The sequence below is a fragment of the Marivirga aurantiaca genome (assembly GCF_016679925.1).
Lineage (GTDB): Bacteria > Bacteroidota > Bacteroidia > Cytophagales > Cyclobacteriaceae > Marivirga > Marivirga aurantiaca.
Map to the genome: position 1 here is coordinate 1 of NZ_JAEQBW010000005.1, position 26,810 is coordinate 26,810.

General features: G+C 36.9%; 16 protein-coding genes. 10 read left to right on the top strand and 6 right to left on the bottom strand.

Annotation, left to right across the window (positions count from 1 at the left end; genetic code table 11):
- Positions 1–40: 40 nt before the first annotated feature.
- Together atpC and atpD are read right to left on the bottom strand one after the other, a co-directional pair.
- Positions 41–286 carry an ATP synthase F1 subunit epsilon gene (gene atpC / locus JKA74_RS11815; RefSeq protein WP_201431410.1) on the bottom strand — a complete coding sequence of 82 codons (246 nt, stop codon included), beginning with the start codon at positions 284–286 and terminating at the stop codon, positions 41–43.
- A gap of 26 nt (positions 287–312) precedes the next feature.
- Complete coding sequence (gene atpD / locus JKA74_RS11820; RefSeq protein ID WP_201431411.1) at positions 313–1,821, bottom strand: F0F1 ATP synthase subunit beta; 1,509 nt, start codon at positions 1,819–1,821, stop codon at positions 313–315.
- Positions 1,822–2,067: 246 nt separating this feature from the next.
- Here atpD and JKA74_RS11825 point away from each other — a divergent pair, with 246 nt between their 5' ends.
- Together JKA74_RS11825 and JKA74_RS11830 are read left to right on the top strand one after the other, a co-directional pair.
- Positions 2,068–4,518, top strand: a complete 2,451-nt coding sequence (locus JKA74_RS11825) for a zinc-dependent metalloprotease (RefSeq protein WP_201431412.1) — start codon at positions 2,068–2,070, stop codon at positions 4,516–4,518.
- 398 nt (positions 4,519–4,916) lie between these two features.
- Positions 4,917–5,201: a hypothetical protein gene (locus JKA74_RS11830; RefSeq protein ID WP_201431413.1), complete on the top strand. Its 285-nt coding sequence runs from the start codon at positions 4,917–4,919 to the stop codon at positions 5,199–5,201.
- 60 nt (positions 5,202–5,261) lie between these two features.
- On the opposite strand, the gene JKA74_RS11835 is transcribed toward JKA74_RS11830, so the two are convergent.
- On the bottom strand, positions 5,262–6,425 hold the full coding sequence (locus JKA74_RS11835; RefSeq protein ID WP_201431414.1) for an AIR synthase related protein: 1,164 nt from the start codon (positions 6,423–6,425) through the stop codon (positions 5,262–5,264).
- A 515-nt stretch (positions 6,426–6,940) separates the two neighbouring features.
- On the opposite strand from JKA74_RS11835, the gene JKA74_RS11840 reads away from it, so the two are divergent.
- The 3 genes from JKA74_RS11840 (at position 6,941) to JKA74_RS11850 (ending at position 11,360) form a co-directional block, all read left to right on the top strand.
- Positions 6,941–10,186 carry a S41 family peptidase gene (locus tag JKA74_RS11840; protein WP_236587751.1) on the top strand — a complete coding sequence of 1,082 codons (3,246 nt, stop codon included), beginning with the start codon at positions 6,941–6,943 and terminating at the stop codon, positions 10,184–10,186.
- Positions 10,187–10,366: 180 nt separating this feature from the next.
- On the top strand, positions 10,367–11,125 hold the full coding sequence (locus JKA74_RS11845; protein WP_201431415.1) for an SDR family NAD(P)-dependent oxidoreductase: 759 nt from the start codon (positions 10,367–10,369) through the stop codon (positions 11,123–11,125).
- Positions 11,126–11,153: 28 nt separating this feature from the next.
- The gene (locus JKA74_RS11850) at positions 11,154–11,360 is read left to right on the top strand and encodes a hypothetical protein (protein WP_201431416.1); all 207 of its coding nucleotides are present in this window, start codon (positions 11,154–11,156) and stop codon (positions 11,358–11,360) included.
- Positions 11,361–11,421: 61 nt separating this feature from the next.
- On the opposite strand, the gene JKA74_RS11855 is transcribed toward JKA74_RS11850, so the two are convergent.
- Positions 11,422–13,716: a TonB-dependent receptor plug domain-containing protein gene (locus JKA74_RS11855; protein WP_201431417.1), complete on the bottom strand. Its 2,295-nt coding sequence runs from the start codon at positions 13,714–13,716 to the stop codon at positions 11,422–11,424.
- 62 nt (positions 13,717–13,778) lie between these two features.
- Complete coding sequence (locus JKA74_RS11860) at positions 13,779–15,941, bottom strand: TonB-dependent receptor plug domain-containing protein (protein WP_236587753.1); 2,163 nt, start codon at positions 15,939–15,941, stop codon at positions 13,779–13,781.
- Positions 15,942–16,469: 528 nt separating this feature from the next.
- Here JKA74_RS11860 and JKA74_RS11865 point away from each other — a divergent pair.
- The 5 genes from JKA74_RS11865 (at position 16,470) to JKA74_RS11885 (ending at position 24,374) form a co-directional block, all read left to right on the top strand.
- Positions 16,470–18,911 carry a tetratricopeptide repeat-containing sensor histidine kinase gene (locus tag JKA74_RS11865; RefSeq protein WP_201431418.1) on the top strand — a complete coding sequence of 814 codons (2,442 nt, stop codon included), beginning with the start codon at positions 16,470–16,472 and terminating at the stop codon, positions 18,909–18,911.
- Between the two features lie 358 nt (positions 18,912–19,269).
- Positions 19,270–21,297 (top strand): cation:proton antiporter domain-containing protein, encoded by a 2,028-nt coding sequence (locus tag JKA74_RS11870; protein WP_201431419.1) that lies wholly within the window; start codon positions 19,270–19,272, stop codon positions 21,295–21,297.
- 17 nt (positions 21,298–21,314) lie between these two features.
- The gene (lysA, locus tag JKA74_RS11875; protein WP_201431420.1) at positions 21,315–22,523 is read left to right on the top strand and encodes a diaminopimelate decarboxylase; all 1,209 of its coding nucleotides are present in this window, start codon (positions 21,315–21,317) and stop codon (positions 22,521–22,523) included.
- The gene (locus JKA74_RS11880; protein WP_201431421.1) at positions 22,516–23,328 is read left to right on the top strand and encodes a hypothetical protein; all 813 of its coding nucleotides are present in this window, start codon (positions 22,516–22,518) and stop codon (positions 23,326–23,328) included. The genes lysA and JKA74_RS11880 overlap by 8 nt, the downstream gene beginning before the upstream one ends.
- Positions 23,325–24,374 (top strand): S41 family peptidase, encoded by a 1,050-nt coding sequence (locus JKA74_RS11885; RefSeq protein WP_201431422.1) that lies wholly within the window; start codon positions 23,325–23,327, stop codon positions 24,372–24,374. The genes JKA74_RS11880 and JKA74_RS11885 overlap by 4 nt, the downstream gene beginning before the upstream one ends.
- A gap of 480 nt (positions 24,375–24,854) precedes the next feature.
- Here JKA74_RS11885 and JKA74_RS11890 read toward each other — a convergent pair whose 3' ends face one another.
- Positions 24,855–26,633, bottom strand: a complete 1,779-nt coding sequence (locus tag JKA74_RS11890) for a chloride channel protein (RefSeq protein WP_201431423.1) — start codon at positions 26,631–26,633, stop codon at positions 24,855–24,857.
- Positions 26,634–26,810 lie beyond the last annotated feature (177 nt).

The following is a 26,810-nucleotide window of genomic DNA, read 5'->3' on the forward strand; positions in this document are numbered from 1 at the left end:
TGTCAACCGGCTTTTTGATATATAAATTTTAACTTACCTGCTATTCAATCACTTTTTCTGCCAATACCACAATATTGTTATTGAGCACTTCAACCACACCGCCATCTACAATGATGGTTTTTTCCTCTTTACCTGTAGTATAGGTTAAGTTACCTTTTGCCAATGAACTGATCATTGGGGCGTGGTTATTTAATACCTGAAAAGAACCATCGCTTCCCGGGAAGGTGGCTGAATCCACAATTCCTTTGAAAACATTTCTTTCCGGAGTGATTATTTCTAAATACATGTGAATCTGTTAAAAAGACTGATGAATTAAACTTCCGCTAACATTTTTTCTCCTGCCTCAATGGCTTCTTCAATAGTTCCTTTCAAGTTGAAAGCAGATTCAGGCAAGTGATCCAACTCACCATCCATGATCATATTGAAACCTTTGATAGTATCTTTAATATCTACCAATACCCCTTTCAATCCTGTAAACTGCTCAGCTACGTGGAAAGGCTGCGACAAGAATCTTTGAACTCTTCTGGCTCTGTAAACAGTTTGTCTGTCTTCCTCAGATAATTCATCCATTCCTAAAATGGCAATAATATCCTGTAGTTCTTTATAACGTTGTAAAATCTCTTTTACTCTCTGTGCGCAGTCATAATGCTCGTCTCCTACCACACTTCTTTCCAAAATTCTTGAAGTGGAATCCAATGGATCCACAGCAGGGTAAATTCCTAACTCAGCAATTTTACGTGATAATACCGTAGTTGCATCAAGGTGAGAGAAAGTAGTTGCCGGAGCAGGGTCAGTTAAATCATCCGCAGGCACATATACTGCCTGAACTGAAGTAATTGAACCATTTTTTGTAGAGGTAATCCTTTCTTGCATTTGCCCCATTTCTGTGGCCAATGTCGGCTGGTAACCTACTGCTGAAGGCATACGACCTAAAAGAGCCGACACTTCAGAACCTGCTTGAGTGAAACGGAAAATGTTATCGATAAAGAAAAGAATATCTTTTCCTTGTGCAGAACTGTCTCCATCACCATCTCTGTAGTATTCAGCTAAAGTCAATCCTGAAAGTGCTACTCTTGCACGCGCTCCCGGAGGCTCGTTCATTTGTCCGAAAACAAAAGTGGCTTTAGATTCTTTTAAAGCTTCCTTATCTACTTTAGACAAATCCCAGCTTCCTTCTTCCATGGATTTCATAAATCCTTCTCCATATTTTACAATGCCGGATTCCAACATTTCGCGAAGCAAATCATTTCCTTCACGAGTTCTTTCACCCACACCTGCAAATACAGACAGACCTCCATGGCCTTTTGCAATATTGTTAATTAATTCCTGAATCAATACAGTTTTACCAACACCGGCACCACCAAACAATCCAATTTTACCACCTTTTGAGTATGGCTCAATCAAATCGATTACCTTAATACCAGTATATAATACTTCTGATGAAGTAGTTAAGTCCTCAAATTTAGGAGCTTGTCTGTGGATAGGTAATCTTGTTTTACCTTCCGGCTGACTAATACCATCAATAGCCTCTCCAATTACATTGAAAAGTCTACCTTTAATATCATCTCCTGTAGGCATTGATATTGGTGTTCCGGTATCAACTACATCCATTCCTCTGGTCAGTCCTTCTGTACCATCCATTGCGATGGTTCTTACTCTGTCCTCACCAAGGTGTTGTTGACATTCCAAAACGATAACGGTACCATCGCCTTTGGTTACTTTAAATGCATCTAAAATGTTAGGTAGTTTTGAGCCCTCAGCTTCAAAACTCACATCTACTACCGGGCCAATTACTTGGGTAATTTTACCAATATTTGCCATATTTAATTATTTATGATAAAATGAATGCTCTGTTCTTTCAGGGTGCAAATCTAACCTTTAATTCATTTATAACAAAGCTTTTTATAATAGCATTCTTCTCCAACAATACAAAAACTTAAAAACAGCGAACCATTTTATTTAAAATACATAAGGTTATTTTTCCGTTCATGGAATTCAATTTAAAAAAAGAACATTAACCCCCATTTGTTTGTTATTTTGGCTTGTGAATTAAATGTTTATACATATATGAAAAAACTAACATTAAGTATTGCACTGTTGTGTATTATAGGATTTTCTCCCGGAGAGTCCTCTGCACAACTGTTTAGCAAAAAGAAAGATGAAGCACCTAAGAAAGAAGGTGCATCAAAAAGCAAATCCCCTTTTAAGAAATACTCAGAAGTGATTACTAAAGAAGCAGTATCAGACGAGGGTTTGTTTACTTTTCATAAAGTAGATGAGAAATATTACTTTGAGATATCAAAAAAGCTTCTTGATAAGGAAATATTAGTTGTTTCCCGTATCTCAGGACATGTAAAAGGATTAAATTTTGGAGGTGCCGGAATGAAATCCCGCCCACAGCAGGTAATCAGGTTTCAGAAAAAAGACCATCAGCTTTTAGTACGGTCCGTCTCCTATAATTCAGTAGCCGATGAGAAAGACCCTATTTATAAATCTGTCAGGAACAATAATTTTGAACCTGTTATCCACAGTTTTAAAATTGAGGCTTTAGGCAAAGATTCAAGCACTTATGTAATCAACATTGAAGATTTCTTTACGACTGATATTCCCATGATTGGTGCTATCTATGATTCTCAAAGGAAAGATTTCAAAATTTCCGGAGTGGATAAAAGTCGATCATTAGTTATGTGGGGCAAAGCATTTCCTGAAAATGTGGAAGTAAGACATATATTGACCTATAAAGGAACTGAAATTCCTGACAATCAATTGACAGGTGCTTTGTCCATAGAAATGAACCAGTCATTTATTCTGTTGCCGAGCGATCCAATGGTTCCAAGAAACCATGACGATAGAGTTGGCTATTTTTCTATTCAACAAATTGACTATTCCAAAAATGAGCAAAAAGCGGCCAAAAACAGGTTCATTACAAGGTGGAGATTGGAGCCATCAGATTGGGAGGCTTTTAACAGAGGTGAGATTGTTGAACCGGTAAAACCTATTGTTTATTATATCGACCCAGCCACACCATTGCAATGGAGAAAGGCCATTAAACAAGGTATTGAAGATTGGCAGCCAGCTTTCGAAAAAGCAGGTTTGAAGAATGCTATTATTGCAAAAGACGCTCCTACAGCTGAGGAAGACCCTGATTGGAGTCCTGAAGATGTGAGGTATTCTGTCGTGCGCTACATTGCCACAGATATCCAAAATGCACAAGGGCCGCATGTACATGATCCTCGCACCGGAGAAATATTGGAAAGTGATATACTTTGGTACCATAATGTAATGAACTTGTTAAGAAACTGGTATTTTATCCAGACTGCTGCAGTAAACCCGGAAGCGCAAAAAATCAAATTCGAAGAGGATTTGATGGGGGAATTAATACGATTTGTAGCCGCCCATGAAGTAGGACATACTTTAGGATTGCCTCACAATATGGGGTCAAGTGTAGCCTATCCTATTGATTCTTTACGGTCTGCGGAATTTATGAAAACACACGGTGTGGCTCCTTCCATTATGGATTACGCAAGGTTTAATTATGTAGCGCAACCAGGTGATGGTGTCACTAACTTCTTTCCTAAAGTAGGTGAGTATGATGACTGGTCTATTGAATATGGTTACCGCCCTATTGCCAACATCACTAATCCAGATCAGGAAGAAGAAACTCTTAATAACTGGATATTGGAGAAAGCAGGCAACCCACTATATAGATATGGCAGACAAAGGGGCAATCCCACTGATCCGTCTGCTCAAACGGAAGACATTGGTGACGACTCCATGCTTGCCTCGGAATTGGGCATTGAAAATCTGAAAAGAATCAAAGATAAATTATTGGTTTGGGGTGTGGAAGACGGTAAGAATTATGATGAACTGCAAGAATTATATAATAATGTAGTCGGACAGTACAATCGCTATATGGGTCATGTGACCGCGAATGTTGGAGGTATTTATGAGTATTATAAAACTTCTGATGAAGAGGGTGTGGTTTATTCTCATGCGAGCCTTGACAAACAAAAAAGAGCCGTTGAATTTTTGAATAAGCAACTGTTTGAAACCCCGGAATGGATTATTGATCCGGCCATTTTAAATAGGATAGAAGAAGAAGGCATTGTAGATAGAATTAAAGCTTTACAGAACCGTACTTTATCAAATTTACTTTCTAAAGACCGTATGAAAAGAGTACTGGAAAATGAAGCACTTAATGCAAATAACGCTTATGCCGCTACCGTATTAATGGGAGATTTGCGAACAGGTATTTTTAAGGAATTACGAACAGGTGCTGTTATTGATACTTACCGCAGAAACCTTCAGAAAACTTTTGTTGAGCATCTGGGAGAATTGGCCAATTCTGATGATAAGGATGTGAGAACAACTGATATTTCTTCTTTATCAAGAGGAAATCTATTGGATTTAAGAACAGAGATTAATAGAGGATTATCCAGACAGACAGATCAAATGTCTCGTTACCACTTACAGGATTTGGTGAATAGAATAAATCAGGTATTGGATCCGAGGGGATAATTAAATTGATTTTAGAATTTAAGAGGCTGCTGGAAGTAATTTCAGCAGCCTCTTAAATTCTATAAAACTATTACTGCCTATAAAGATTTCGAGTAGGTTCTTTCAATCTGAAGCTGAATATTTAAAAACACTGCCCTCATAATTAAGTTTTTAACAAAATATTTAATTAGTTAGATGTCTTAATAAAGATTTTTGCATTTTTTTAAATAAGAAAACTAAACTGGTGCAATTCTCGCATGGATCAACATTCTGAATCTAGAATGGAATAAATAATATTCCGATCTTAGGAAACTATCCAATTGGTAGGTTTAGAAAAAAATTTTATATTGAAGGTAAACATCTCTACAGAACACTATTCTGTTTAGTGATCATTAGTTTCTGGAAATATTAAAAACATTATGAGCGGATTTGGAATGATGGATTTTATGAATAAGTCTCTGGCCAACAACAGAGCTATTCTCAAAAGACAATCTCTGTTTGAGATTCGGCAGGAACTAAAAGTATATAATAAAGCAGAAAGAAAATACACCTACAAATCCGCCAGCAAAGAAGACCTGAGGAAAATCAGAGAAAAAATGACGAAAGAGAGAAAGCGAAACATTGCTAAAGGAATCTTCTCACTAGTTCTTTCAATTGCTTTAATTACTATAACAATACTATTAATTCAACAACATTTAATTTAATACCGAATTGAGTTAGCCTTAAATACAAAACTACAAACTGCTTATTTTACTATTTCTACTTTAATAAACAAACTCCCCATGCTCACCTTTAACAGTTACCTGCTTGTGGAGTGAAGCTTCCACCCTACCAATAATTTGAGCACCAATGTTAAAGGATTTTGCGATGGCAATTATTGTTTCCGCATCTTTTTCCTCTATATAAAGCTCCATTCTGTGCCCCATATTAAAAACTTTGTACATCTCTTTCCAATCCGTGTCAGATTCTGCCTGGATCATTTTGAATAGAGGGGGCGTAGGGAAAAGATTGTCTTTAATGATATGCAAACCTTCTACAAAGTGAAGCACTTTTGTTTGGGCACCTCCACTGCAATGAACCATACCTGCTATTTTGCCAGGTAATTCTTCCAACACTTTTTTGATTACCGGAGCATAGGTTCGTGTAGGGGAAAGCACCAACCTTCCGGCATCCAGCGGTACACTGTCTACCGGGTCTGTCAATTTCTTGGATCCCATATAAGCAATCTCTTTGGGGATGGAGTTGTCAAAACTCTCCGGGTATTTTTGTGCCAGGGAATTCTCAAAAACATCATGTCGGGCAGAAGTCAATCCATTGCTACCCATGCCTCCGTTATAAACAGTTTCGTAAGTGGCTTTACCATGAGAGGCCAGACCAACTACTACATGTCCTGCTTTTATGTTATCATTAGAAATTACCTCCGATCGTTTCATTCTGGCTGTCACTGTGCTATCCACAATAATGGTACGCACCAGGTCACCTACATCGGCCGTTTCCCCACCAGTGCTGATGATGTTCACACCATGTTCTCTCAACATTTGCAAAACCTCTTCTGTACCATTAATGATAGCAGAAATTACTTCTCCCGGAATCAGGTTTTTGTTTCGGCCAATGGTAGAGGAAAGCAATATTTTGTCCGTACAACCCACGCAAAGCAAATCATCAATATTCATGATAATGGCATCTTGGGCTATGCCTTTCCAAACAGAAATATCTCCCGTCTCTTTCCAATACATATAAGCCAGGGAAGATTTAGTTCCTGCCCCATCTGCATGCATAATGGTGCAATAAGCATCATCTCCAGCCAAATGATCTGGCACTATTTTGCAAAAAGCTTGAGGGAAGAGCCCCTTGTCAAGGTTTTTAATGGCATTGTGTACATCTTCTTTGGAGGCAGAAACCCCTCGCTGATTATATCTATCGGACATGATTATAAACTTTGCCCAAAATTAAGGGGATTCAGGAAGCTAAACTAATAGAAGGAGGAGTTTTTCAAAATAGGAAAGAAATATAAATAAACCCTTCAAATTCAATCCGACATTCAATTTAATGATCGTGACTATCCAGAATTAACTGCTGTTTATGATAAAAAAAATATAAGCATTGATTTAAAGCTATAAAACATTAGGAATTAGTAGTTTACAGATGATTAATTTGATATCTAGAAGAATCATTTACTTTAATTGCCAGGACATACCAATGTAGTATAATAACTAATATGAAATTAAAGAGAAAATTCGTGAGGATTGAGTCTGTTTTTTTGGCAACCATCATATATAGTCTATGTAAAACTTGTTTCAGGATTTAAATTTTATTCAGTTCTTCTATCTTAATAAGCATATTTCAAACTAAAACTTTACCTTTCCTCACATACAACTTATTGCCACTAAAAATAATCACTATCTTAAGACCACAAACTGTTAAAACAAGTAATCATCTAATTATGAAAAAAATACTCGGTTTACTTATTTTTCACATGTTGCCATTAGCCCTTTTGGCACAAAATACGCCAGAATGGATGCGTTATGCCAGCATTTCACCCAATGGAAAGGAAATAGCATTTTCTTATAAGGGCAATATTTATTCTGTAAGCAAAGATGTGCCTTTAGCCATACCCATAAGTATTAACAATAGCTATGAATACAAACCAATTTGGTCACCTGATGGAAAGCATATTGCTTTTGCTTCCGACCGGCATGGCAATTTTGATGTGTTTTTATACAATTCTGAAAGCATGAAAGCTAAACGACTCACATTTCATTCTGCCAATGATGTGCCGGAAAGTTTTACTGCTGATGGCCAATCTATTTTGTTCACTTCAGGAAGAAAAATGAACGTGGAGAATTCGCAGTTTCCCTATGGAATGTTTTCTCAATTGTATAGCGTAAACTTCTCCGGAGATATGCCAAAAATGCAGATCTCCATTCCTTTACAGGCTGTTTCAGTGAATAAAGATGGTAACAAATGGCTTTATATGGATCTTAAAGGCTACGAAGATTATTTCAGAAAGCATCATACCTCCTCAATTGCAAGAGATATATGGTTATACAATGCTGATGATAAGTCTCATAAGCAATTGACAGATTTTGAAGGCGAAGATCGTGAAGCTGTTTGGGCCAACGATAAGGAACATATTTACTTCCTTAGTGAAAGAACAGGTACTTTTAATGTGTGGAAAATGAAGCCTGGCAACTCCGAATCTGCCATTCAAATCACTAAATTTGATACCCACCCTGTTCGTTCTTTAAGCCTTTCAGATGAAGGCACTTTATGTTTTACCTACCATGGTGAAATTTATACTATAAAAGAAGGTGAAACGCCAAAAAAGGTAAGTATACAAATTCCTTATGAGCAGGAAGTAGTAACCCAGCTAGAGAAAATGAGCTCTGGCGCCACAGAGATGGCTCTCTCCCCAAATGGAAAAGAAATCGCTTTCATCATCCGAGGAGAAGTATTTGTTACCGGCACAGAAAGCGGAATGACCAAGCGTATCACCAACACTCCTGAACAGGAAAGATCTGTACATTTTCATCCGGATGGCAAAAAACTCATTTATGCAGCTGAGCGAAATGGAAGTTGGAATATTTATGAAACCAAAATAAAAAATGAGGATGAACCTTATTTTTATGCTTCCACATTACTGGAAGAAAAGGCTTTAGTGGCCAACGAAGAGGAAACTTTTCAGCCTAAATACTCCCCTAATGGGAAAGAAGTAGCTTACCTAAGCAACAGAACTACTTTAAAAGTATTGAACTTAGCAAGTGGCCAATCACGCACTGTTTTACCGGGTGATAAAAATTACTCTTACTCTGATGGTGATCAATACTATGACTGGTCACCCGATGGCCAATGGTTTGCAGTAGAATTTTTGGATAAAAAAAGGTGGGTTTCTGAAGTAGGGTTGGTAAAAGCAGATGGAACTCAGGAAGTGAAAAATGTAACAGAAAGTGGTTATTCGGAAGGAGCCCCGCAGTGGGTAATGGAAGGCAAAGCACTTGTATACTATTCAGATCGTGAAGGCTTTCGTTCACATGGAAGCTGGGGCTCACAGGGAGATGTATATGCCATGTATCTCACAAAAGAAGCTTACGACCGTGCACAATTAAGCAAGGATGAATATGAGCTACTGAAAGAACAGGAAAAAGAAAAAGAAAAGGAGAAAAAAGATACTGAGGAGGATAAGAAAAAGAAATCCAAAAAAGAAGAGCAAGATAAGAATGACACCATAAAACCTGTTAAAATTGAATGGGACAATTTAGAAGACAGGGTAGAAAAACTGACAATTTCCTCTTCATTTCTGTCGGGTATGGTGGTTTCACCTGATGGTGAAAAATTATATTATCTAGCTTCAAGAGATAATAGTGTGGATTTATGGGAATTGAATATCCGTGAAAAATCTACCAAAACCATTGGCAACTTTAAAGGAGGCGGTGCTTCAATGGTAATGGATGAAAAAGGAGAATATATATATGTGATGGCAGGTGGAAGCATTTCCCAGGTGAAAACAGAAGATGGCAAAACCAAGGGGGTGAGCTATGCTGCAGAAATGTATTTGGATGCTGATGCAGAGCGCGCCTATATCTTTGAACATATGTGGAGGCAAGTAGTAAGGAAATTCTATAAGGAAGATTTACACGGTGTAGATTGGGGGGGAATGAAAGCAGCTTACCTGCCTAAATTAGCACATATCAATAACGATAGGGACTTTGCAGAATTAATGTCAGAGCTTTTAGGCGAGTTAAATGGTTCCCATACCGGCTGCCGATATTACCATCGCGACAGCAAAGGAGATCAAACTGCCGCTTTGGGTATTTATGAAGATCTGTACTACACTGGTGCAGGAATAAAAATTGCTGAAATTATGGATAAATCTCCTTTAGCTACGTCCGGCAAGAATATCAGTGTAGGTAGTATTATCAGAAAAATAGATGGGCAAACCATAGCTGCAAAAGCTAATTATATTCCATTGCTTAATCATAAAGAAGGTAAAACAGTAGTATTGGAAATAGAAGATGCTCAAAGCAAACAGACTAAATCGGTAAAAATAAAAGCAATTAGTTTAGGTGAGGAAAATAACCTACGCTACGAAAGATGGGTAAAGTCAAGAAGGGAAGCTACAGAGAAATTATCAAATGGCCGTTTGGGTTATGTACATGTGAGGGGAATGAATTCTTCCAGCTTTAGAGAAGTGTATTCTGAATTACTAGGCAGATATAATGACAAAGAAGCTGTGATTGTGGACACCCGATTTAATGGTGGTGGATGGCTACATGATGATTTAGCCACTTTATTATCGGGTGAGCAATACGTAAAACTGATGCCTCGCGGACAACATATTGGCTCTGAGCCTCAAGGCAAATGGCAGAAACCTTCAGCAGTAATTGTAGGCGAAGGCAATTATTCTGATGCACATTTCTTCCCTGTAACTTACCGCGCTTTAAATATTGGCAAAATTGTAGGTATGCCAGTGCCAGGTACTACAACGGCCGTATGGTGGGAAAGCCAGATCAATCCAAATTTAGTATTTGGTATTCCTCAGGTAGGAGTTACGGATATGGAAGGTAATTACCTGGAGAACCAGCAATTGGAGCCTGACGTGAAAGTAAAAAACATGCCGGGTGAAATGATTGAAGGAAAGGACAGCCAGCTGGCTAAAACAGTAGAATTACTGCTGAAAGATTTAGAATAAGTCAAGTAGCTGAATAATTATAAAAAAACCACCTATCAATGGAGTTGATCCGTGATAGTGTGGTTTTTTTTATTGAATTGAAGACAATTTTAGCTATTAAAATCATTTTTATTCATGATCTAAGTCATTAACATACTTATATTCAGAACGTTAATTATGTTAAGAACTAAACATAAAACCATGAAAAATAAAAGAGTAGTCATTACAGGAGGAAGCGGGGCTATAGGAATGGCTTTAGCTAAGGCATTACTGGAAAAAGGTGCCAGCGTTTTAATCACTGATTTAAAAGAAGAAACGCTTAAAGCAGCTAGTAAGGAATTGGCCTCCGACAAGTTGTATATTTTTAAAGCAGATGTAAGGAAGGAAGATGAAGTCGCTAAATATGTTCAATATGCTGTGGATAAAATGGGTGGGATTGATATTTTCTATAATAATGCGGGAGTTGAAGGTAAAGTAGCTCCTCTGGAAGATTATCCACTTGATGTATTTGATCAGGTGGTGGATGTGAATATAAAAGGGGTATTTTATGGTTTGCGGAATGTATTTCCCATTATGAAAAAAAATAAAAATGGTGGAAGTATTATTATTACCTCTTCAGTAGCCGGGCTTATGGGCACTCCTAATGTATTGCCCTATGTCACCAGCAAACATGCGGTAATTGGCATGATGAAATCGGCAGCTCTGGAAGGAGCTCCATATAAAATACGTGTCAATACAGTTAACCCTTCTCCTGTAGATAACCGAATGATGCGCTCTTTGGAAGAAGGTTTTGCACCGGGAGCCGGAGCTGAAGCTAAGAAAGGGTTCGAGCAAAGCATCCCCTTACAGCGCTATGCTACAAATGAAGAGGTTGCGAAACTGATGCTGTTTTTGGGTAGTGATGACAGTAGTTTTATCACTGGAACTGTTAATCCTGTTGACGGTGGAATGACGGCATAATTGAAAACACGAACCTTCTTTGGGGTTTATGTCCAATGGATTCAATTTCAACCTGAGTATCCCCGCAGCTGTGTATAGAAACCGAATCAAAAGTACGTGGGACAAAGCCAATAATAGACATGGTGATGCAGCTTTTGCAGATTACCTGATTAATTTAAGGGTTAATTACAGGATTAATACCAAAAATGGCTTTGATCAGAAAAAGGGGGAAGAATTGCATATTGGAGAAGATTAAAAAAAGGACCAGAAAGAGATACCTCCTCTGGTCCTTGGATACAAGATAATTAACTTAAACCCTAGAAATTGTATCCTATATTAAACATAATTGTTCGCTCAGGTTGCGGGAGTCTTGAGCTGTACCAGCTTGTGTTAAACAAAGCATGATTTACACCTTGTTCACCGGCATCTCCAGCGCGGTAGCCTGGATGAAAGTAATCTACATTCATCCAATTATAGATTTTCACACCAAAAGAAAGCCCATCAGTCAAGAGATTTTTGTATTGGATGTTGACATCGCTAACAAAATGTGCATCAATGGTTCCCAAAGGATTGGTTGAAACGGTTTTTATTTCACTGATATACCTGTTTTGAAAACTAACCACCAGGTTGTCCATTAAGTAAGAGGTTAAAATAAACCGTACTTTAACAGGAGCCATATTTCCTGTTTCAACAAAACTTCCATCTCCAGTAAGATCCTCTTCTGATTTAATATAAGACACATAAAGGTCAGCTCTTAACCTTGATAAAAAGGAACTGTAGTTTCGAATCAAAAGTTTTCCACTCAATTCCGCTCCTGTCATTCTTCTTTCTCCTAAGTTTATAGGAACTTTCCCCGCTCCCTGCCCGATAGCATCCGGAGCAGTATTGTAGAAAGCATTTAAGCCTCCGGAAAAATTACCTTTGGTATAAGATCCGCTCACTTCAAAGGTTCTCATTTTTTCCGGCACCAGGTTATCATTTGATAAACTACCTTGCCATCCACCATATAAAATTCTTGCTGAAGGCTCAAGAAAAGCAGTTCCCCAGAAAGCTTTCGTAACTAAACCTGGAATGGGTTGATAAACCAAACCAATTCTTGGGCTATATACTTCTTTCCATACAGAATTATGATCAAAGCGTAACCCTCCAAAGAAAGTCAGGTTGCTCATGATTTCCCAACGAGTTTGTAAGTAAGCACCACGGTCAACCAATGTATTATGATTGTGTTGATCAATTGTGGCATCATCCGGCCTGGCCGGGAAAGGAAAAGAACCAGTAACTGCCGGGTTTAAAGGATTATTTCTATCAATATCTTCAGCAGCAAATACATAGGTATGAGCCACTTCATTAGTATTAATTACATAATCACGGTTTAGTACCCTTCTTTCATATTTCAAACCAAAGTTAATGGTCACTTTATCGTTAGGCGTATAAGCAAAGTCCTGAAACAAAGAGTAGCTGGCATTGTTGGCTTGCCAGTAGTCTGCATACTGATAATTAACATCAGTGGTATAATCCTGACTATTGCCTGTAGTGTTTGTTACAGTATCACTTCCGTTTACTACATATTGTTCACCCGGATTCAATGTAAAGGAATCCACATCCTGACTCAACCACCTCCAAAGAAAAGTGGAGCTTCCGGGAATGTCACTTCTCCTGTATTTGATTAGTGTTTTGCTTGTCAGATTATCATTTCCTGTTTCATATTTTGCATAGGTAGTATTTTCCTTGAATTGCCAGGTTCCGGCATTAAGGGTGGTTCCTCCTGCAAATTCCGACCCTAGTCCTGACTCGTGAAAGAAGCCTATATTACCAACTGTAAGTCCCTTGAACGAAATAGTTGGGTGGATAAAATTACTGGCAGTAGGACTCTTGTTCCCTGTAAAGTTTGTTTGGGAAAAAGCTCCCCATAAATAAGGGTCAGTAAACAATTCCTCTTCCATCATGGATGTTCTGCCGGAAAAATCAGGCCCATCACTTTGATAGAGCCTTCCGGTAAAGTTGATCAATAAGTCTTCGGTTTTCTTTGACAAGTGCATGTCAATGATATTAGTATTATTTTGTCCCACTGAAATCCTCACATCGCTTTCTCCATCTTTTTTGGTGATCATGTTGATTACACCAGAAAAAGCATTTGGGCCATATATGGCAGAAGCAGGTCCGTAAACAACTTCAATTTGCTTGATATTTGACAATGGGTATTGTGCATAAGCATTCATATTGTTGTTGTAGAGATGGTTCATAATGATACCGTCAATCATCAGGAGCATTTGATCACTGGTTGTTTTACGGTACCCTCTTACATAAGCATAATGATCATCATCTCCAAAGGCCCTTGACAGGTCAAACCCCGGCAGGTCATTCAGTACATCGTATAGTTCCAGATATCCTCTTTCCTGGATTTCCTCATTAGTAACAACGATAATTGTAGCAGGTGCTTTACTTAATTGTTCATCCTTATTGGAGGCAGTTACCACAGATATATCCATTAACTCTTCAAGAGAGAGGATATATGGTGGCTCTTCAACAGCTTTTTTCTCCGACTTTTCTTGCGAATAAAGAGCAATAGAGAACAAAAGCATACTTAGGGTAATACAGTATATCTTTTTCATATTTCTAGTAGTTTAGTTAAAAAATATTAACAGTTAATTTTACTCATTTTATGACTCATTAATCAAAGCATTAATCGGATGTCCAACAGGATAAAGCGTCCTGCAATTTGGTAATCGAATGCATATAGATTGTTTTTCAAAAGTTTACCTTTTGTATTGGTAAGATTTGTACCAACAAGGCCAATTTCAAGAAAATCAAAAGGCTGGTAAGCCGCCCGCATATCCAGGCTAGCCCAACTTCCTACACTTGCCCCTCTTTTGGAATCAGCCGATGCGTCCCTGTCTGAATCTCTTCTTTCCACGGAACCTTGACAATGCACTTGCATCGACAAAGTGAATTGAGAAAAGCTATAATTAGCTCCCAGGTTTCCTAATTGTTGTGGTACCCACGTAAGCTTGTCTTTGCTTTCCGAAATGGTTGGATCTATTATTACCTCATCAATACGTTCAACAAAAGAATGGTTTAAGAAACCATCCAGTTTTCCCACTTTAAAATGTATTTCATTTTCTATCCCAATTGTTGTGAGAGAATATAAGTTTGTGCTGAGATTAAAATTGGAAACGCTATAAGCAATTTGATCTTCGAATTTAGTACTGAAGGCATTGAACCGCCAATTTAAATTTTGGGTCAATTGTAAATCGCTGCCAAATTCTATAGTGGTAATCACTTCAGGCCTTAGCTCCCTAATGTTAGAGCCTAAAAGGTAGGTGTTGGAGCCAAATAATTCAGATGGTGAAGGTGTTCTGAATGCCTGTCCTGCCATGGCTTTCAATGTTAGCTTCTTGTTAACAGAGTAAACCAAGCTCAACCTGGGACTCAGTTTATCAAATGACAATTGCTCATCTTCGGGTGTTCCAGGCCCATCATAATAAATATCATTAAACATAAATGATGCAAAATCATATCTTACTCCCAGTGTAGCCTGGAATTTATCGCCAAATTTAGGAGAGGTATATTGGCCGTAGATACCAAGATTGTGCATGGGATGCCTGTTGAGAAAAGCAAAATATTCACCCACTTCTATAAACTGATTGCCTGTAGTAGGTCCGAAATCGCCATTAAGATTTGCATTGCTAAAATGAAGATCATCCCCACCATAGAAAAAATAGGAATGTTCTACTCCTCCCAATATTGAAGACTTGTTGTCTGCTCCGTAACTCCACTGAACTCTTGAAAATATATCAGAAGTATGCGTGTTAAGTAATTCCGTTAGACCATATTGATAATTAACGCCACCTGAAGTGAAATCATTTGGGAAAAGACGAACATTCCAGTCCACTCCGTGGCGTTGGTATCGCATAAGGTACTCATGATTAAATTTTTTGCTTGGGTCAGGAGTTTTGTAACGGAGGGAAATTAATCGTCTGTTTTCATTCATGTTCTCTGGCTGATCAGGAACGTGAAACAACCACCCATGACCAGTAGTATATTCCCAGGCTTGCTCATGATGCTGGAGAGAGAATCCTTCTAAATTACCTTTCCCTTCGATTTTGTTAAATAAATAGTAATTCGATCGGCTTTCATTAATTGTATGCTCTTCATCATCAGATGCATCAAGGCTTTTGTAGTTGTGTCCATTTGTTTGGTAAAAGTTAAATGCTGATACAAAAGACACATGTTCAGTCTCATGGCCTGTTAGTAAGTCAAAAACATGAGTTCCCTGATTCCCTACTCTATAACGTATTTCAGCTTTTTTCTTTAGATCTTTTGCTGAAAGTGTATTATACGATATTACACCATTTGTAGCATTAGAGCCATACAATGCTGAGCCGGGACCTCGTATAACTTCAACTGAACGCATGAAAACCAAAGGAGTAATTTCCCAGGTGAATGCAGTACCATACATATTATCATTCATAGGGACACCATCTATGAGCATAAGTAGGTGATTATTATTCCAGCCTTCATAAACTCCTCTGGAGCTCACTGTTTTACGATCATAATCCTGGGAAATCGAAAACCCAGGCAATCTGGACAATATTTCATTCCCACTTAACCAACCGTATTTTATTATTTTATCCCGGCTTATGAGTGAAATTGTGCTGGGGGCATCTTTAATGGGTTGCTCAAATTTGGAAGCTGTTACCACAGATATATCCATTAACTCTTCAAGAGATAGAATGTAAGGTGGCTCTTCTGTATTTTTTTCTTCCTGAACATCCTGAGCGGAAAGACTAAATGAAATCAAAAGAACACAATGGAGAATGCAGATTAGTTTTTTCATAGCATTTATTTTTTAGTTTACGTCATATTAAAAAAATTATGAATTACATGTATATACATACATTTTATAATTTTCTCTTTCTACATAGGATAAACTTTGTTGTTCGTGTATAATATTCTGAGTTTAGTCGAAAAAACACACTTTCATTTTACTATATATCCATATGCAGTGATAATATATTGTTTAGTCGTTTAATTGAATATAAATATTTTATTCCATAAATTCACGATAGAGTAAGAAAAAATCAAACATAGAAACTACTTAAAGTACAAAAATGGATGATTTATGGATCTTTTGATTTGACCTGTAGCCTATTCGCTTATTGAAACGGTGAAAAGCTTTAAATAAGAAGATCATATCCTGCTCAATAAACATTCAAACTGCACTAAATCAGATATTTATGATGGGTACTGCGTTTATAAATCGGGGTAATAAAATGAAAATGAAGCTAAATAGTGAAAGGAATAATTACTTAAAAAAAAGTTTCTTCCTTTAGATCAAAAATTATTATTAATTTAAATATTATTAATGAGAGGTTGGGGAAGCAATATTGAACGTATTATTCTATCTATGGTGGTTATATTTACCACCATGGGTTCCTTGCATGCCCAATCATTAGACTCTCTTTTATCCGCCTATGAAAAAGCCCAGAATGACAATGAACGCTTAAGTTTATTAATCAACCTCGCTTCAATATGCCAGTCAGAACAGGCTTATTCCAAGGCTATCGAATATTATAAAGACGCTATTGAGCTGGGGAATAATGAAAACAGATTTGACGAAGTCCCCATACTTAAAAGTTTGGCATTTTGCTATAATCAACTGAAAGATTATGAACGTGAAGGAGAAGTTTATAATGAATTATTGAAAAATGAGACTTTAAAGACCGATCGAATAGAATACATAAAAATCTTGAAAAGCCTGGCCGATGTGTATGTTCATTTAAAGTCATATGAAGAAGCGATTGATACAAATTTGGAGATTATAAAAATTGCTAATGAAGAGAACAATCACCTTTGGACAACATTGGCCTATAATAATTTGGGGTTTATTTACAATGCTATAGGAGAGACTGATACTTCTATAATATTTTTTAATAAGGGCTATGAACTTATCATGCAGGAAAATATAGCATTGAGTGACGAGAACAAAGCTGCTATTTTGATAAATATGGGAGTTTCTAATGCAAGTATTGGCAGGATGTCATTGGCACAAAAGTTCTTAAATGAAGCATTAGAATTAAGAAAAAAAAGCAACAACCCTTTAAAGATTGCCCAAACACTGAACTATCTGGCTGCTTATGAATTAATTAGCAATAAAACAGACAACGCATTGAAAAATGCCAAAGAAGCTATTGATATACTGACTAAGCTGGATTCAAATGAAGAGATTGACAATATTTTGGTTACCACCTACAAGGTAATGACTGAAGTGATGTTGAAAAAAAATGACATAGCTGGATTCAAATTGCACTATAAACTGTATAGTAATCTACAGGAAGACCTAATGGAAAGGGAAAGAAAGAGCAACAAGTTATTGCTGGATTATCAATTAAATGTAGAAAGGAAAGCCAGTGAAATCAGCTTGCTATTGACAGAAAAAGAAAAGGAAAAAGAAAGACAAGAATTTAAGCTTCGTCAAACGCAACTTGAGCAAGATCGAAGCGAAAATGAACTCAAAATCAAACTTAACGAAATTGAAATGCTAAAGCAGCAACAAGAGATGCAAAATATTAGCTATAGAAATCAACAGTTAGAGAAAGATAAAGTGGAACATCTACTTGCCCTTACAAAGCAACAATCAGAAAAAATTGAACAGAAACAACTGATTGATATGCTGCAAAAAGACAAAGAACTTCAAGATTTACAAATCGCCAAAAGAAAAAATGAAATAGAGTTATTGGAAAAAGAAAAGGAGCTGGGAACAAAAAATATAATGCTGGCCTGGTTTATTGTCAGCCTATTAGTAATTGTACTGATTTTTGTCCTGTTTATTATTAGGTATAGAATAAGAAAGAGTCGGGAACTTACTATGCAAAACTCCATTATTAACAATATGAATAGTGAGATAATGGCCCAGAACGATGAGCTTTCTGCCATAAATGACCAATTAAACTTTAAAACCATTGAGCTGGACAAGCATAATAAAAAACTCACTGAGGCTCAAAGTATCATAAAGAGCCAAAATGAAAAGCTCAAATCCTACAACAATGATTTGGAAAGAGAGGTTAAAAAGCAGACCAAGGAACTCAGGGATTCCAATAATCAACTGCTGCAGTATAATACTCAGTTGGAACAGTTTACATATGCCATTTCACATAATATCCGTGCACCAATAGCAAGATTGCTGGGGTTGACCCAAATTTTTGGAAAATTGAGTGATGAAAAGGAAAAATCTTATGTGCTAAGTATGGTCAAACAAAGCTCAGAAGATTTAGATGATGTGGTTAATGACCTTCATAGTATTCTGGAAATTAAAACTTCTATTGAACACAGTTATGAGGAAGTAGACCTGAAGGAACAATTAGACAAAGTGAAAGTAGAATTAGGAAGCGAAATTTCGGAAGCCAATGCTTTAATATCCGCAGACTTCTCTCAAGCAACCTCATTTCTGGCTCAGGGAGATTACTTTGACGATATTTTCAGACAACTAATTAGTAACTCTCTTAAGTTTAGAAACAAGAAGAAAAAATGCTTAATAGAAGTTTGCTCCACCGTAGACCAACAAAAATTAACTGTTGTTTTTAAGGATAATGGCCTTGGCATTGATCTTGAGCAATTTGGTCACCAAATCTTCGGTTTGTATAAAAAATTCACCCTTTCAGAAGAAGGAAAAGGGATTGGGTTGTATGTTGTAAAAAGCCAAATAGAAAAAATGGGAGGGGTAATAAAAGTTGAAAGCGAGCCGGGAGAGGGAGTAATCTTCTATATGATTTTTCCCTTGGAAAAACCAGCCATGGATGTGATTTGAAAAGAAGTATAATTACTTCCTTGTTCTCTGGTGTTATGAATACCATGAGACAACTCCATTAATACTCATCACTAAGCCATTATTTATTTAGGCTTAAGTGAAAATTTATTATACTCTTTTATTGTGAATTCCTCTCTTGCCAGTTCAGGTATTTACCATGCAACCATACTTTCCGATAAGAGTACAGTATGATAGGAATAGCATCTATAGGATCATCAAAATTCATATTTTACTTAATAATTAGCAGGAAATAAGGTGAGGTTTATTTAATAATCCTTCCATGCAACTGCGTATAATTTTGTTTCTTAAGGTTAATTATCAATTATTATTTTCTAGTTTTAGTTTAAAGTTTAAATGAATGATTTTAGCAGCCAATGTAGAAATCCCAATACTAAGTGATATTGTTGTCATTTTAGGATTGGCCATTTTCGTGATATTACTTTTCAGGAGATTAAAAGTGCCCCCTATTATTGGTTTTTTAATTACCGGTATCATTGCCGGCCCTTACGGATTCCAAATGATAGATGCTACTGAAGGAGTAAGGGTATTTGCTGAAATTGGTGTTATTCTTCTGCTATTTATTATCGGAATTGAATTTTCCATAAAGAGTTTGGCCTCCATTAAGAAAGCTGTATTTATTGGAGGTACTATTCAGGTATTCGCTACAGTATTGGTGGTTTCTTTAGTAGCTTACAATATTGGGTTTGAATTAAATTCCGCTATATTTTTAGGATTTATCTTTTCCCTAAGTAGTACTGCTATTGTTTTGAATATTTTGAAGGACAAAGGGGAAACAGCCACGCCTCATGGGAAAACGATATTGGCGATTTTAATATTTCAGGATATCATTGTAGTGCCTATGATGCTATTTACACCTCTTTTGGCAGGAGAATCATCAAATATATGGTTAGAAATATTAAGTATGCTGGTTAAAGCAGCTTTGCTTATTGCATTTGTTCTGGTAAGTGCCAAGTATATAGTCCCCTGGTTGTTTTATCAAATTGCAAAGACCAAAAGTAAAGAGATGTTTGTTTTGGTAGTGGTTTTGGTATGTTTTTCAGTTGCATGGCTAAGCTCATTTCTAGGGCTTTCTTTGGCTTTAGGAGCATTCCTAGCCGGTATTATTATTTCAGAATCGGAATATAGCCATCAGGCCGCCAGTAATATTTTACCCTTTCATGAATTGTTCACTTCCTTTTTCTTTGTTTCAATAGGAATGTTGTTGGATATCTTCTTTGTGGCCGACCACTTCCTGATCATAGTAGCGTTGACTATGGCTGTTATCATTGTAAAAGGAATAATTGCCACATTTGCCGGTACAATGTTGGCCTATCCTGCACGTACATCTTTACGTATAGGTTTGTCCTTGTTCCAGGTTGGAGAATTTGCCTTTATTTTAGCCACAGTGGGTCTTACCTATGGTTTAATTTCTGATAATATCAATCAATATTTTCTTTCCGTTTCCTTGTTCTCCATGGGTATTACCCCTATCATCATTGGCTTTTCCGGAAAATGGGCTGACAAAATTGCCAGTAATAAAATTGCGACAAAGCTAGGAGAGCAAACCCAGAAAGTATTTTTCACCTTTTCCGATACCAGCGTGGAGACGAGTGTGGAAAATGAGGACCTGGACAAGCACATTGTTATCATAGGTTTTGGGCTAAACGGACGAAATGTGGCCAAAGCTGCTAAGAGTGTTGGGATTCCTTATATCATTAGTGAGTTAAACACCGAAACCATACGTAAACATAAAGCGGAGGGAGAGCCAATTATTTATGGAGATGCTATTCAGCCAGATGTTTTAAAGAGTTTGTCCGTTCACAAAGCTAAAGTGATAGTAATTGCAATTTCTGATACTATTGCCACTAGAAGGATTATCTCCAACATCAGAATGATCAGTAGCACAGTACATATTATCGTTAGAACCCGTTTTATTACGGAAGTGGAGGAGAACCTACGATTAGGGGCAGACGAAGTAATTCCTGAGGAATTTGAAACTTCTGTGGAAATTTTTACCCGGGTGTTGAATCAATACTTAGTCCCCCAAAAGAAAATTAAAGAGTTTATAAGAGGTATCAGATCTGATAATTACGAAATGCTTAGGGGCGTACTGAAAAGAAATCCTTTGCAAAAAATCACTGAGGAATTCCCTGACCTGACCACTGCCAGCTATGAAATAGAAAGAGATCATTCTGAAATCACGAACAAGCCGATTTCTGAAACCAACATTCGCAAGAACTTTGGAGTTACTGTTATAGGTATAAAGAGAGGCCTGGAATTGAATACACAAATAGGACCTGAAACCACCCCTAAAAAAGGGGACATTATTATTGTATTTGGTAAACCCGAAGATTTGGAACATTTTTACGAAAAAATTAGCATTTAATAAATCACAAAAGTTCAGTGGAGAATCAATATTTAGTTGAATTAGCTCAGAAATACGGTACACCTTTATATGTGTACGATGCCGACAAGATTGCAAGTCAAATCAAAAGGCTAAATGATGCTTTTACTGGTGTCAATCTGAAATTAAAATATGCTACTAAGGCATTAAGCAATATTTCTGTACTGAAATGGATCAAAAAACATGGCGCAGGTCTGGATGTGGTTTCCATTCAGGAAGCCTATTTAGGTTTGAAGGCCGGATTTGATCCAAAAGATATTCTATATACACCTAATTGTGTTTCTATTGATGAAATTATTGAAGCTGTAGATTTAGGACTTACTATCAATATTGATAACATTTCTATTTTAGAGCAATTTGGCCATAGATATAAGAACACCGTACCATGCTGCGTAAGGCTCAATCCGCACATCATGGCAGGGGGCAATACTAAGATTTCCACCGGGCATATAGATTCTAAATTTGGCATTTCAATCCTTCAGATGCGTCATTTGCTTCGGGTGATTGAGACTTATAACATCCATGTAATAGGTTTGCACATACACACAGGTTCAGATATTCTGAATCCGGAAGCTTTTCTAAGGGGAACAGAAATTATTTTTGAAGTGGCTGAGGATTTTTCCGATTTGGAATTCATTGATTTTGGCAGTGGTTTTAAAGTGGCCTATAAAGAAGAAGATGTTACCACTGATATTGAAATGCTTGGCAAGGAATTGAGCAAAAGCTTCAAGAATTTTTGCAAGGCACGTGGCAAGGAGCTGGAACTATGGTTTGAACCGGGGAAATTCATTGTAAGTGAGGCAGGTTATTTTTTATCTAAGGTAAATGTAATTAAAACCACACCGGCTACAGTTTTTGTCGGTTTAGATACTGGAATGAACCATTTACTAAGACCCATGATGTATGATGCCTACCATACTATCGAAAACATATCCAATCCTTCTGCCACACAAAGAGTTTATACTGTGGTAGGCTATATTTGCGAAACGGACACCTTCGGCACAGACAGGAAACTTTCAGAAGTGAGAGAGAGAGACATAATTGCCATAAAAAATGCAGGAGCCTATGGCTTTTCCATGGCCTCTAATTATAACTCCAGGTACAGACCGGCAGAAGTATTAGTGCATGATGGCACAGACCAATTAGTCCGTAAAAGGGAGTCGTTGGATGATTTATTAAGAAACCAGATTATTGTAGATTTTGAATAAAAGACTTATACTTTCTGTTATTGTAAGCTTTTTGGCGAGCTCTTCTTTATTTGCACAAGTGGAGGAAACTGTGCCGCCATTAAGAAATACCCATTTCATAACGGGCTTAGGCGGGAGCTATGTAAATATAATTGATCAGGGAATTTCTCCTCTGCTGTACAAAGGTATAGGTGGAGGAGTAGTTTTGGGCCATCTTCATGAAACATCAAGAAGCATTGCTCAATCAACAGCACGATTTGATTTCAATAATCCAAATAATAGTATTAATGGCACGGATATGTATACTTTCAGATTAGAAGGTTTGTATCAGCATTTTTTTCAATTGAAAAATCAATCGGGTAAAAAGTTAAAGATTTTGCCTGGAATTAGTGGCTTGGGCAGATGGGTTTTGAGGGACAAATTATCCTACACCAATAATAAGCAACATGTGGAAACACGCTTCTCACTGGCTCCTGCTCTTCTCATAAAAAGGCCATTCCAGCTTTGGAAGCGGGATTTTGAAATAGGAATGTTTTCGCAACTACCACTTGTTACTTATGCCACAAGGCCATTATTTGCCTCAACGCGTTTTCCGGCTTCTGTTAACCAGGACGAAATCAAGTTTTTCGATTACTTAAAAAAGGGAGAAGTAGTAAGCCTTGGGAGTTATTTTAGATTGTCTGCCCAAACATATCTACTTTATTCCTTTAAAAACGGGAATGCCTTAAGACTTGATTATTTTTGGATGTTTGAGTCTTATAATGCATTGAATCCAATTAGAACAGGGGAACACGGTTTGATGATTAGCACATTTTTGAAGTTATGAAAAAAGTATTTTACATAGGCTTGTTAATTTCCTCATTCAGTTTTTCGAGTTGCGAGCGCATTTTCATGAGTGAAGAGCCGGAACCATCCAACCTTGAAGTTTTTGATCATTTATGGAATACAATTGACGAAAAATATTCTTTTTTCATTGATAAGGATATAGATTGGGAAAAAGCCAGGACTGATTACAGATCAAAAGCAAAAAGCGCAAGGAACAGCATAGAACTTTTTAATGTACTAGCTGAAATGTTGTTTGTATTGGAAGATGGTCATGTTAATCTTTCTGCAGGAATTGATCTCTCAAGAAATTGGGAGTGGTATTTGGATTACAACTCTAACTTTGACTTTGATATTATTGAAAGAAATTATTTGGTACCCAGCGAGGATTATCAGATTTCCGGCCCTATCCATAATACTATAATTGATTCAGTTGGCTATATGTATTATGAAAGCTTCAGTTCAAGTGTAAGCACCTCCTTATTGGATTATATTCTCTTGAAATTTCTAAGGCAGGAAATCAATAGTTTGGAGGGACCTGTTGGGGGAATAATTATTGACATTAGAAATAACGGAGGCGGAAGTATTAGCAATGCTTTTACAATCGCTAACAGATTTGCAGATGAAAAAACCAAAGTGGCAGATTGGTATTATAAAAATGGGCCTGCCCATGATAATTTTACCGGCCCCGAGGAAAAATTCATAGAATTTGAAGGAGATGAAGATTATATCTTTACAAAACCTATAGTAATATTGACCAATAGAAGTAGTTATAGCTCTGCCAACTTTTTTGCTAGCATGATGAGCTTTTTGCCAAATGTTACCATAATGGGTGACCAAACAGGTGGTGGGGGTGGCTTACCGGTAAACAATGAATTACCTAATGGCTGGAGATTTAGATTTTCTGCAACAAGGACCATCGATGCGAGAGGGCACAACATTGAATTTGGTGTAAAACCAGATATTACAGTGGAGTTGAACCCACTGGATAAAGCTAATGGCGTGGATACAATAATTGAAGCAGCTCTTACCCACATCAAAGGGGAGTAAACGAAAATTGCACTATTTCAATAATCAGGAATACCTACTCTTTTCTTTTTACATTCCATTTTCAAAGTGATGTAGTTATGAATTGTAGTAAAACTTTGTTAACCAAAGTAAACATTTGATTAATGTTGGTTAAATTCACTTAATGTTAACTTGAGTATTACCTATTTATCGCTTTTACTTATCAATCATTTGGTTAAAATAAAAGATAATATTTTTAAAAATATATTACATCAGCAGAATGACCAAAGGGCCTAATTTTCACAAAATAAAGAATCAACTTTTCAAAGCTTTATTTATCCACAATCTGTTAAACTTATCCACAATTAATTATTAACAAGTCATAACAGTCAGTAATACAGCAAGTTAAACGCCTTCTATTGAAGAAAAGAATTGTGGACAAGTGTCAGTGATTCAGCTACTTAATTAAAAGAGGATAAGAAAAATCATTTTACACACTTATGTAATAAATGTTATTTTGTCTTATTCTATTTGTTGGCGGATAAGCTTTTTACGGTAAGCATTGAATATTCGTGACTTGGAAACAAATCCAATATATTTACCATCATCTATTACTGGTAAATTCCACGCTCCCGTGTTTTCAAATTTAATCATTACCGATTGCATACTCTCTTTACTTGAAACATGAGTGGGAGGGCTGTGCATTAACGTGTTAACAATTATATTTTTTCGTGATTCAGGATCGAACATAATTTCCCGAATGTCATCAAGAGTCACTATTCCTACCAATTGTTGTTCCTCATTAACTACAGGAAAGATGTTACGTTTTGAGAAACGCACCAGGTCCACAAGGGCTCCGAGTGTGGCATTTGGATTGATGGTTAATAAATCTGTTTCTACAATCTTTTTGAGATCAATTAAGCTCAGTACCTGCCGGTCTTTGTCGTGATAAATGAGGTCTCCTTTTTCTATCAAGGGCTTAGTGTAAAGGGAATATTTCTCAAAATATGATATTGTGCTATAAGAAATAGCAGAAACAATCATAAGAGGCACAAAAAGTGTATAGCCACTGGTTATTTCAGCTATTAGAAAAATAGCAGTAAGTGGTGCATGCAACACTCCGCTCATTACACCACTCATTCCTACTAAAGTAAAATTACTGGTACTCAAAGGTTCGGCAATTTCAAGTATATTAATTAAATAAGCGAAAAGATATCCTGTGATACCTCCTATAAACAAAGAGGGGGCAAATATTCCTCCGCTTCCACCAGAACCTATAGTAAGGGCCGTGGCTACAGGTTTTACTAATAATATGGCAATAACAAACAATGCTATAAAGAAAACTGAATTGATTTCGCTAAAAAACAGACTGTTGTTTAATAAATTAGTAGCATTTCCCTCTAGTAGAAAAGTAATGGTTTCATAGCCCTCTCCATATAGTGGGGGTAAAATAAAAATCAAAAAACCCAAAGATACTCCACCAACCAAAGCACGGTTCAAATCTCCTTTCACGTTTTTGATAAGACCTTCTACTTTTCCTACCACCCTGGTAAAATAAAGGGAAACCAAGCCCGTGAATACACCTAGAAACAAATAGAATGGAGTATCAGCTGCAGTAAACCCCTCTGTTAACGTAAAGGAAAATAAAACATCATCCCCTAATAAAGTGAGTGACACCAGAGTGCCAACCACAGAAGCTATCAGTAAAGGAATAAAGGAACTAATAGTAATTTCAGACAAAATGACTTCAATACTGAAAATAACGCCTGCGATAGGGGAATTAAATATAGCTGAAATAGCTCCGGCCGAACCACAACCAATTAATAGTGTTCGCTGCTTATAACTGAGGTGTACCAGACGGCCAATATTAGAGCCGATAGCAGAGCCTGTTACTACAATTGGAGCCTCTAATCCTACCGACCCCCCGAAGCCTACCGTCAGTGCACTAGTGAGCATCCTGGAAAAAGTTTTAGTTCTCTTTACTATACTTGATTTCTTGGAAATGGTATAGAGAATATCTGTAATCCCATGTCCCAACTTTTCTTTCAGGATATATTTAGTCAATAAAACTGTTAATATAATCCCAATTAAGGGGTAGCTTAAATAAAGGTAGTTTGCAAGATCCTGCTGAAAATCCCTGGTCAGGGCCTTTTGGATTATATGAACACCCTCTTTTAATACAACAGCAGCCAGTCCGGCAATAAGGCCAATTACCCCGCTGGTGATTAACACAAAATTCTTTGTATTAATATGCTTTACTCGCCAAATAAGAAACTTAAGTAGTAGGTCATTAAATTTCATGCTTGCAAAGGTATATAATAAAATTTCTAAGCACCCTATAGAAATATGATTTGTCACTAATTTAACAAGAGTTAATACCTTACAAGGTGTAAAATATCAGGTTGTTTTTAAAATTAAGAAACTAACTAACTGTCTACAATTGTACCTCTCCTTATCCTTAAAAAAGAGCCACTAGTC

Coding starts and splice junctions, on each gene's coding strand:
- JKA74_RS11845 (WP_201431415.1), top strand. CDS start 10,367: ATGAAAAATAAAAGAGTAGTCATTACAGGAGGAAGCGGGGCTATAGGA.
- JKA74_RS11850 (WP_201431416.1), top strand. CDS start 11,154: ATGTCCAATGGATTCAATTTCAACCTGAGTATCCCCGCAGCTGTGTAT.
- JKA74_RS11840 (WP_236587751.1), top strand. CDS start 6,941: ATGAAAAAAATACTCGGTTTACTTATTTTTCACATGTTGCCATTAGCC.
- JKA74_RS11865 (WP_201431418.1), top strand. CDS start 16,470: ATGAGAGGTTGGGGAAGCAATATTGAACGTATTATTCTATCTATGGTG.
- JKA74_RS11860 (WP_236587753.1), bottom strand. CDS start 15,941: ATGAAAAAACTAATCTGCATTCTCCATTGTGTTCTTTTGATTTCATTT.
- JKA74_RS11885 (WP_201431422.1), top strand. CDS start 23,325: ATGAAAAAAGTATTTTACATAGGCTTGTTAATTTCCTCATTCAGTTTT.
- JKA74_RS11825 (WP_201431412.1), top strand. CDS start 2,068: ATGAAAAAACTAACATTAAGTATTGCACTGTTGTGTATTATAGGATTT.
- atpC (WP_201431410.1), bottom strand. CDS start 286: ATGTATTTAGAAATAATCACTCCGGAAAGAAATGTTTTCAAAGGAATT.
- JKA74_RS11855 (WP_201431417.1), bottom strand. CDS start 13,716: ATGAAAAAGATATACTGTATTACCCTAAGTATGCTTTTGTTCTCTATT.
- JKA74_RS11890 (WP_201431423.1), bottom strand. CDS start 26,633: ATGAAATTTAATGACCTACTACTTAAGTTTCTTATTTGGCGAGTAAAG.
- JKA74_RS11835 (WP_201431414.1), bottom strand. CDS start 6,425: ATGTCCGATAGATATAATCAGCGAGGGGTTTCTGCCTCCAAAGAAGAT.
- atpD (WP_201431411.1), bottom strand. CDS start 1,821: ATGGCAAATATTGGTAAAATTACCCAAGTAATTGGCCCGGTAGTAGAT.
- JKA74_RS11870 (WP_201431419.1), top strand. CDS start 19,270: ATGATTTTAGCAGCCAATGTAGAAATCCCAATACTAAGTGATATTGTT.
- JKA74_RS11830 (WP_201431413.1), top strand. CDS start 4,917: ATGAGCGGATTTGGAATGATGGATTTTATGAATAAGTCTCTGGCCAAC.